Genomic DNA, 8,260 nt, shown 5'->3' on the forward strand with positions numbered 1-8,260 from the left:
GCGTCGGCACTGCGATCGGGTTTTCGGCCCGTTCGGGGAGCGCATGCTCCACACGGTTGTCCGTACAGCGCCTGGCGCATCAGTCGAGAGGGAGTTTCGTGAGCAAGACCGGCGGTCGGCTTTTCACCAGTGAGTCCGTGACGGAGGGGCATCCGGACAAGATCTGTGACGCGATCAGCGACTCGGTTCTCGACGCGCTCCTCGCCGAGGATCCCCGCGCCAGGGTAGCCGTGGAGACCCTCGTGACCACGGGCCAGGTGCATGTCGTGGGTGAGGTCACCACGTCCGCGTACGCGGACATCCCGAAGATCGTGCGCGATCGCGTGCTCGAAATCGGCTACGACTCGTCGTCGAAGGGATTCGACGGCAACTCCTGCGGCGTGAACATCGCGATCGGCGCCCAGTCCCCGGAGATCGCCGGTGGTGTCGACGTGGCCCTCGAGGCCCGCAGCGGTGTGCTCACCGACGACGAGGTGGCGTTGCAGGGCGCAGGCGACCAGGGACTGATGTTCGGATACGCGTGCTCGGACACCCCCGAACTCATGCCGCTGCCGATCTCTCTCGCCCACCGCCTGTCCCGTCGTCTCACCGAAGTCCGCAAGTCCGGCGTCCTGCCGTACCTGCGTCCCGACGGCAAGACCCAGGTCACCATCGAGTACGACGGCGACAAGCCCGTCCGTCTCGACACGATCGTCATCTCCACCCAGCACGCCGCCGACATCGACCTGAACAATCTGCTGACGCCGGATCTGAGTACGCACGTCGTCGATGCGGTGCTCGCCGATCCGAACCTCGGCGGCCTGGCCACCGACGACGTCCGGCTGCTGGTGAATCCGTCGGGTTCCTTCGTGCTGGGCGGACCCATGGGAGATGCCGGCCTGACCGGACGCAAGATCATCGTCGACACCTACGGCGGGATGGCGCGACACGGTGGCGGCGCCTTCTCGGGTAAGGATCCGTCGAAGGTCGACCGTTCGGCCGCATACGCCATGCGCTGGGTCGCCAAGACCGCAGTCGCCGCAGGTCTCGCCGACCGCATCGAGGTGCAGGTCGCGTACGCAATCGGCAAGGCCGCCCCGGTCGGGCTCTTCGTCGAGACCTTCGGCACGGAGAAGACCGACCCCGCCCGCATCCAGCAGGCCATCGGTGAGGTCTTCGACCTGCGTCCGGGTGCCATCATCCGCGACCTCGACCTGCTGCGTCCGATCTACGCGCAGACCGCGGCATACGGCCACTTCGGACGTACCGACGTCGAACTGCCGTGGGAGAACACCGACCGCGCCGAGAAGCTGCGTGCGGCCGCAGGACTGTAGACACCGATCGGGCCCGGGTGGTTGCTGATTTCGACGCCGCCGAGGTCGATCCGGTCGCACGGGTTCTTCCGCTGCTGCCGGTTCCGCACCTCGACCGGGAGTTCGACTACCTGATCCCTCGCGAACTGGACGCGGACGCCCGCCCGGGTGTCCGCGTCCGTGTGCGCTTCGCCGGACGTCTCGTCGACGGCTTCCTCCTCGCGCGTGCGGCGTCGAGCGATCACACCGGTAAGCTCGGCCGACTCGACCGGGTGGTCTCGCCCGAACCGGTGCTCACGCCCGAGATCGCGGCCCTCGCCGAGGAAGTCGCGACCCGTTATGCGGGAACCCGGGCGGATGTACTCCGTCTTGCGGTGCCTCCGCGCCACGCGCGCGTCGAAGCCGAGACGCCCCGGACGCCCGAGCCCGCACCGGTGCCGGAGATCGACCGCGCCGCGTGGAGCCGATACCGCCACGGGGAGAACTTCCTGGAAGCGCTCGAAGGGGGCCGCGCACCGCGGGCGGCCTGGCAGGCGCTGCCCGGCGAGGACTGGCCGCGCCGACTCGCCGAACTCGCTGCACTGACCCTCGCCTCGGGACGGGCCGCCGTGCTCGTCGTCCCCGACCAGCGCGATCTCGATCGACTGATGTCGGTCTGCGTGGATGTCGCCGGCGCCGATCACGTCGTCGGCCTCGCCGCAGGCCTCGGACCGGCGGAGCGCTACCGACGCTGGCTCGCGGCGCTACGAGGATCCACGCGCATCGTCGTCGGCACCCGTGCCGCCGTCTTCGCGCCGACCCCTGATCTCGGGCTGCTCGTGGTGTGGGACGACGGCGACGATCTGCACTGCGAACCGCGATCGCCGTATCCGCACGCCCGGGAGGTCGCCGCACTGCGGGCGCACGCGGTCGGCGCCGCGGTCGTGATCGCCGGCCACGCCCGCACCGCGGAGACCCAGGCCCTCGTCGACGCGGGCTGGGCGCACGACCTCGTCGCTCCCCGGGAGGTCGTGCGGGAGTGCGCCCCCAAGGTCACAGCGCTCGCCGACAGCGACCATGCGCTCGCGCGGGATCCTGCCGCACGTGCCGCGCGCCTGCCCGCGATCGCGTTCGCCGCCGCCCGATCCGCGCTTGCGGCGGATCGTCCGGTCCTTGTACAGGTACCGCGGCGCGGTTATGTTCCTGCACTGGCGTGCGGCAAGTGCCGCGCCCCCGCACGGTGCCGGCACTGCAACGGGCCGCTCGCCCTGCCCACCGCCGCAGGCCCCGACGGAGCCGCGATCCCGGCCTGCCGGTGGTGCGGCGTCGCCGACGCGCGGCACCGATGCCACGCCTGCGGTGCACGCTCGCTACGGGCCGTCGTCGTCGGGGCGGCGCGGACCGCCGAGGAACTGGGACGCGCCTTCCCCGGGGTGCCTGTCGTGACATCGGGCGGAAACGACGTCAAACACACCGCGCCCGCTGCGGCTGCGCTCGTGGTCTCCACCGTGGGTGCCGAACCGGTCGCAGAGGGTGGTTACGGCGCTGCGCTGCTTCTCGACGGATGGGCACTGCTCGGCCGCGCCGACCTGCGTGCGACCGAGGAGACGATGCGGCGCTGGCTCACCGCCTCGGCGCTCGTGCGGTCGTTCGCCGACGGTGGGCAGGTCGTGGTCGTCGCCGATTCCGGCATCCCCACCGTGCAGGCACTCGTGCGATGGGATCCGGTCGGCCATGCGAGATCCGAGGTCTCTGAAAGGACCGAGGTCGGATTTCCGCCCGCCGTCCACATGGCTGCGATCGACGGGGCGTCGGCGGCCGTCGCCGAGCTGCTCGACGCGACGCAACTGCCGGAGGGCGCCGAAGTGCTCGGACCCGTGCCCCTGCCGCCGGGGCAGCGACTGCCGTTCGGCTCCGAGGGGCCCGAACCCGAGGATGTGCACCGGATGATCGTCCGGGTCGCGCGCGATCGGGGCCGCGCGCTCGGCCGGGCACTGCGCGATGCGCAGGCCACCCGCACGGCGCGTCGCGCCGACGGGCCGCTCCGGGTGCAGGTCGATCCTCCGCGCGTCGGCTGATCCGATGTGCGAATACTGTTTGCCACAGTAACGAAATTACGGTCGTCGCCGATCATTCTCGTGAGTGTCTGGGGAGGCACACACGGAAACGGGAGGACAGGCGAATGGGCGTCGGTCGGAGTTGGAGCGGCGTCGGTGCGTGCGTCGTCGCACTGTTGACGGCGGGCGTGGCCGGCGCACAGCCCCTTTCGTCCGGTGATTCACCGATCATCGGTCTGGGGGAGGGTTCCGTGAGCAGCGTGCCCGCGCCTGAGGGGCCGGTGGCCACAGGACATGCCGACGCAGCGGAGTATGCCGAGAACAATCCCGGTATCGCGCCGGCCGGCAGCAACGACTTCTCGTGCACGCCGTCGGCGGAGCACCCTCGGCCCGTGGTCCTCGCCCACGGCACCGACTCCAACGCCTACTCCGATTTCGCAGCTCTCTCGCCCCTGCTCGCCGCATCCGGGTGGTGTGTCTTCGCGCTGAACTACGGGTTCGCCGACGGCGCCGAGGACTACGGCACCGGCGACATCCGGGTCTCAGCAGGCCAGTTCGGAGCATTCGTCACCGAGGTGCTCGAGGCCACCGGCGCAGAGAAAGTGGACGTGGTCGGCTACTCACAGGGCGCCACGGTCGCCAGATATTTCATCAACGAACTCGGCGGTGCCGACGTCGTCGACCGCTGGGTCGGGCTCGCATCACCGAGTTACGGCGGCACCTTCTACGGCCTCGGAGCGGCCCTCGCCGCCCTCCCCGGGGCGATCGACCTCGTCGAGGGAGAATTCTCCGTGGCGCTCGTGCAGCAAGTCGAGGGATCGGACGTCCTCACCGAGGTCAACACACCCACCGACACCGTCCCCGGCGTGCGCTACACGACGATCGGAACGAACGTCGACGAAGTCATCCAGCCCGCCGGCAACGTGGCACTTCGCGGAGAAGGCGCCGGCAACCACGTCATCCAGGAACTGTGCCCCCAGAACCTGACCGGGCACTTCAACATGGTCTACGATCCGTTCGTGCTGCAACTGGCCCGGCACACACTCGATCCCGAGCGTTACGCACCCGGCGACTGCAACCCGGTTGCGCTCGGCACCGGAATCCCCGAACTGATCCTCCAGTCCAACACCTGATGTCCCGGGCAGAGCCTCCGGCGCGGTGATGCAGGTCGCACGGCACCGACTCCCTAGACTGTGGGAGGTCGACGCCGCCGAGAACTGGAGCAACATACGTGACATCCCCGCAGACCCACCGCGCCGCGCCCTACCTTCGTGCATCGGCGGTGCGCTGACATGCGCGTGGTCTTCGCGGGCACACCCGAGCCCGCCGTCCCGTCGCTGCTCCGTCTCGTCGAGTCGCCGCGCCACCAGGTGGTTGCGGTCGTCACTCGACCCGACACGACCGCCGGCCGTGGCCGCAAGGTGGTGCGATCGGCCGTGGGGAAGGTCGCCGACGAGCACGGTATCGAGGTGCTCACGCCCCGGTCGCCACGGGACCCCGACTTCATCGCACGCCTGACCGAACTCGCGCCGGACTGCTGCCCCGTGGTTGCCTACGGTGCGCTGATTCCGCAGCCGGTTCTCGACATCCCCACCCACGGATGGGTGAACCTGCACTTTTCGCTGTTGCCCGCCTGGCGGGGTGCCGCGCCGGTGCAGGCGGCGATCGCCGCGGGTGACGAGATCACCGGTGCGAGCACTTTCCGGCTCGAAGCCGGACTCGACACCGGGCCGATCTACGGCGTCGTCACCGAGACGATCCGTCCCACCGACACCGCGGGCGACCTGCTCGGCCGTCTCGCCGAAACCGGTGCGAACCTGCTCGAATCGACCCTGGACGGACTCGAGGACGGCATCCTCACCCCGGCGCCGCAGCCCGCCGAGGGCATCTCGCACGCGCCCAAGGTCACCGTCGAGGCGGCCCAGGTGCAGTGGACTCTTCCCGCGCACGTCGTCGACCGGAGGATCCGAGCGGTCACTCCGGCTCCGGGCGCGTGGACGATGATCGGCGACCTGCGGGTGAAGGTCGGTCCGGTGACGGTGACCGACGAGGCTCTCGAGGCAGGCGAACTCGACATCCGCAAGGACGGTGTGCTCGTCGGCACCGGCACCACCGCAGTGCGGCTCGGGACCGTTCAACCACCCGGAAAGAAAGCAATGGCAGCCACGGACTGGGCGCGTGGCGCCCGGCTCGACCCGAAGGTGCGTGCACGATGACCGATTCCGGCAGACCCGACCGAGGCGGACGCAAGTCCGGAGGACGAAATCCCGCGGGGCGCAACAGCCGTAACAGCGGACAGGCGACCGGACGCGATCGGTCCTCGAAGCCGGCGCGCCGATCGTCCCAGCCGACCGTCGACCCCGCCCGCGTCGCTGCCCGGGATGTGCTGCGTGCGGTGCGCGAACGTGACGCCTACGCGAATCTCGTTCTCCCGGCTCTGCTTCGGGAGCGGAAACTCGACGCGCGTGACTCCGCTCTGGCCACCGAACTCACCTACGGCGCTGCCCGCGCGCAGGGGCTCCTCGACGCCGTGATCGCGGAGGCCGCCAACCGTACCGTCGAGGAGATCGACGGAGCACTGCTGGACGTCCTACGTCTGGGTGCTTACCAGTTGTTGCGCACGCGTGTCGCCCCGCACGCAGCGGTGGCCACGAGTGTCGACCTGGTTCGGTCGGAATTCGGTTCCGGCCGGGCAGGATTCGTCAACGCGGTGTTGCGCCGGGTGGGGGAGCGTACGGAGCAGGAATGGATCGAACTACTCGCCCCCGACCCGGAGCGTGATCCCGTCGGCCATCTGGCGTTCCGGTACGCCCATCCGCTGTGGATCGCGCAGGCGTTCGCCCATGCTCTCGGAGCGGATGCATCCGAACTCGCCGATGTTCTCGCCGCCGACGACGCGCGTCCGATCGTGCATCTCGTCGCCCGGCCGGGAGTGATCACTGCGGAAGAACTGGCGCTGGTCACCGGCGGCGAGATCGGACCGTGGTCGCCCTACGCCGTACATCTCGAACATGGGGATCCGGGCCGTCTCGAACCCGTCCGTGAAGGGATGGCCGCGGTTCAGGACGAGGGCAGCCAGCTCGTCGCTCGTGCCCTCACCCTGGCACCCCTGCGCGGCGAGGACCGGGGCCGTTGGCTCGACCTGTGTGCGGGCCCGGGTGGAAAGGCGGCTCTGCTCGGTGCCATCGCAGCGATCGACGGGTTCGCCGTCGACGCCGTCGAACCGGTCGAACACCGCGCTGAACTGGTCCGCAAGACCGCACGCGACCTCCCGGTGACCGTGCACGTCGCCGACGGGCGCGAGCCCGGCCTCGAGCCGGGCTACGACCGGATACTCGTCGACGCGCCGTGCACCGGGCTCGGTGCGCTGCGGCGACGTCCGGAGGCGCGGTGGCGGCGTCAACCCGGCGACGTCGCCGATCTGGTCCGGCTGCAGAAGGAACTGCTGGCCTCGGCGATCGCACTGTTGCGCCCCGGCGGCGTGGTGCTCTACTCGACGTGCTCGCCGCATGTCTCGGAGACCGTGGCGGTCGTGTCCGATGCGGTGCGTCGCCACGGTGTCGAGCAACTCGACACGCGCGAGCTCGTCCCCGGTGTGCCGCAGGTGGGTGAGGGACCGGGGGTTCAGTTGTGGCCGCACCGGCACGGCACCGACGCCATGTTCATGGCGGCCTTGCGCAAGCCCGAGCACTGATGGACGGACGGCGACCGCCGTGGACGACGCGCGCAGCGCAGGTCGTGATCTCGGCACCGGGCGACCGCTCCGAATAGGGTTTCGGTCATGCCCGAGATCGTCACCTTGACCATGAACCCCGCGCTCGATGTCACGACCTTCACCGACGCGGTGGTGCCCACCCGCAAACTGCGCTGCGACGAGCCGTTCTACGACGCCGGCGGGGGCGGGGTCAACGTCGCGAAGGTCGCGCGTGTGCTCGGCGCCTCGGCCGCGGCCGTCTATCCGGCCGGTGGCGCGTTGGGCGAGCAGATGAACGGTCTGCTCGACGACGACGACGTCGAGGCGCACATCGTTCCGATCGCCGGGTCCACCCGCGAGTGCTTCACCGCCATCGACCGCAGAAGTGGCCAGGAGTACCGCTTCGTCACACCCGGCCCCGAACTGACCGCCGAGGAACAGGAACGCTGCCTGGCAACGCTCGAAAAAGCCGCGGAAGGCGCGAAGTACGTGGTGGCCAGCGGCAGCTTCCCGCCCGGTGTGCCCGGTGTCTTCGTGCGCCGTATCGCCGCAGCGGCCCAGCAGGCGGGCGCCCGATTCGTGCTCGATTCCTCGGGGGATGCGCTTACCGGCATCGACTCGGGGGTGTTCCTCGTCAAACCCAGCCTCGACGAACTGTGCGAGTGGATCGGACGCGAACCGGACACGATCGACGAACAGATCGCGGCCGCGAGAGAGCTGGTCACCTCCGGTGTCTCGGAGGTCGTCGTGGTCTCGCTCGGGGCCGACGGAGCGATCATGGTGACCGCTGACGAGGCGGTCCGGGTACCGGCGCTCGCGGCGAAGGTGCGCAGCGCGGTCGGAGCGGGCGACAGCATGGTCGCCGGACTCGTCGTCGGGCTCTTGCAGAACCGTTCCCTGCGGGACGCACTCGCCCTCGGGATCGCGTGTGGTACGGCGGCCTTGCTCACCCCCGGAAGTCGTGTCTGCCGACGCGAGGACATCGACCGGTTCGACGCGCTCGCCCGGGGAGTGTGAGCGCGGCCGGGTCGCCGACTCTGCCCTGGCGGCACTGCGGAATCGAACAGAACGGGGAATCGAACAGACCGGAACGTTTCCGAACGGATCCGATTATTCTCCGAGGCAGCCTCGAAGGTCTTCGCTGGCTCTTCGCAGTTGGTAGGGGCAGGTGTCGACCGACCCCGTTGCCGTGTCGGTGATTGAAAAAGGGCCCGCGCCCTTGTGAGCTGGGTGTTCTC

Annotated in this window: 6 protein-coding genes; all 6 read left to right on the forward strand. The window is 69.8% G+C overall.

Annotated features, from left to right (window positions below; translation table 11 throughout):
* The first annotated feature begins 98 nt into the window (after positions 1-98).
* The 6 genes from metK (at position 99) to ABZ789_RS02070 (ending at position 8,039) form a co-directional block, all read left to right on the forward strand.
* The gene (metK, locus tag ABZ789_RS02045) at positions 99-1,313 is read left to right on the forward strand and encodes a methionine adenosyltransferase (RefSeq protein ID WP_358418149.1); all 1,215 of its coding nucleotides are present in this window, start codon (positions 99-101) and stop codon (positions 1,311-1,313) included.
* Between the two features lie 17 nt (positions 1,314-1,330).
* Positions 1,331-3,349, forward strand: a complete 2,019-nt coding sequence (locus ABZ789_RS02050; RefSeq protein WP_358418152.1) for a primosomal protein N' — start codon at positions 1,331-1,333, stop codon at positions 3,347-3,349.
* Between the two features lie 104 nt (positions 3,350-3,453).
* Complete coding sequence (locus tag ABZ789_RS02055) at positions 3,454-4,461, forward strand: alpha/beta fold hydrolase (protein WP_358418155.1); 1,008 nt, start codon at positions 3,454-3,456, stop codon at positions 4,459-4,461.
* Between the two features lie 159 nt (positions 4,462-4,620).
* Positions 4,621-5,544 (forward strand): methionyl-tRNA formyltransferase, encoded by a 924-nt coding sequence (gene fmt, locus ABZ789_RS02060; protein ID WP_358418158.1) that lies wholly within the window; start codon positions 4,621-4,623, stop codon positions 5,542-5,544.
* Complete coding sequence (locus tag ABZ789_RS02065; protein ID WP_358418160.1) at positions 5,541-7,022, forward strand: transcription antitermination factor NusB; 1,482 nt, start codon at positions 5,541-5,543, stop codon at positions 7,020-7,022. The genes fmt and ABZ789_RS02065 overlap by 4 nt, the downstream gene beginning before the upstream one ends.
* 87 nt (positions 7,023-7,109) lie before the next feature.
* Positions 7,110-8,039 carry a 1-phosphofructokinase family hexose kinase gene (locus tag ABZ789_RS02070; protein WP_358418163.1) on the forward strand — a complete coding sequence of 310 codons (930 nt, stop codon included), beginning with the start codon at positions 7,110-7,112 and terminating at the stop codon, positions 8,037-8,039.
* Positions 8,040-8,260: the final 221 nt, after the last annotated feature.

Origin of the sequence: Rhodococcus sp. NPDC047139 (assembly GCF_040643435.1) — a bacterium.
Taxonomy (GTDB): domain Bacteria; phylum Actinomycetota; class Actinomycetes; order Mycobacteriales; family Mycobacteriaceae; genus Rhodococcus.

Excerpts from the sequence above, each read along its gene's own strand:
- fmt (WP_358418158.1), top strand. The coding sequence starts at position 4,621 with ATGCGCGTGGTCTTCGCGGGCACACCCGAGCCCGCCGTCCCGTCGCTG.
- ABZ789_RS02065 (WP_358418160.1), top strand. The coding sequence starts at position 5,541 with ATGACCGATTCCGGCAGACCCGACCGAGGCGGACGCAAGTCCGGAGGA.
- ABZ789_RS02055 (WP_358418155.1), top strand. The coding sequence starts at position 3,454 with ATGGGCGTCGGTCGGAGTTGGAGCGGCGTCGGTGCGTGCGTCGTCGCA.
- ABZ789_RS02070 (WP_358418163.1), top strand. The coding sequence starts at position 7,110 with ATGCCCGAGATCGTCACCTTGACCATGAACCCCGCGCTCGATGTCACG.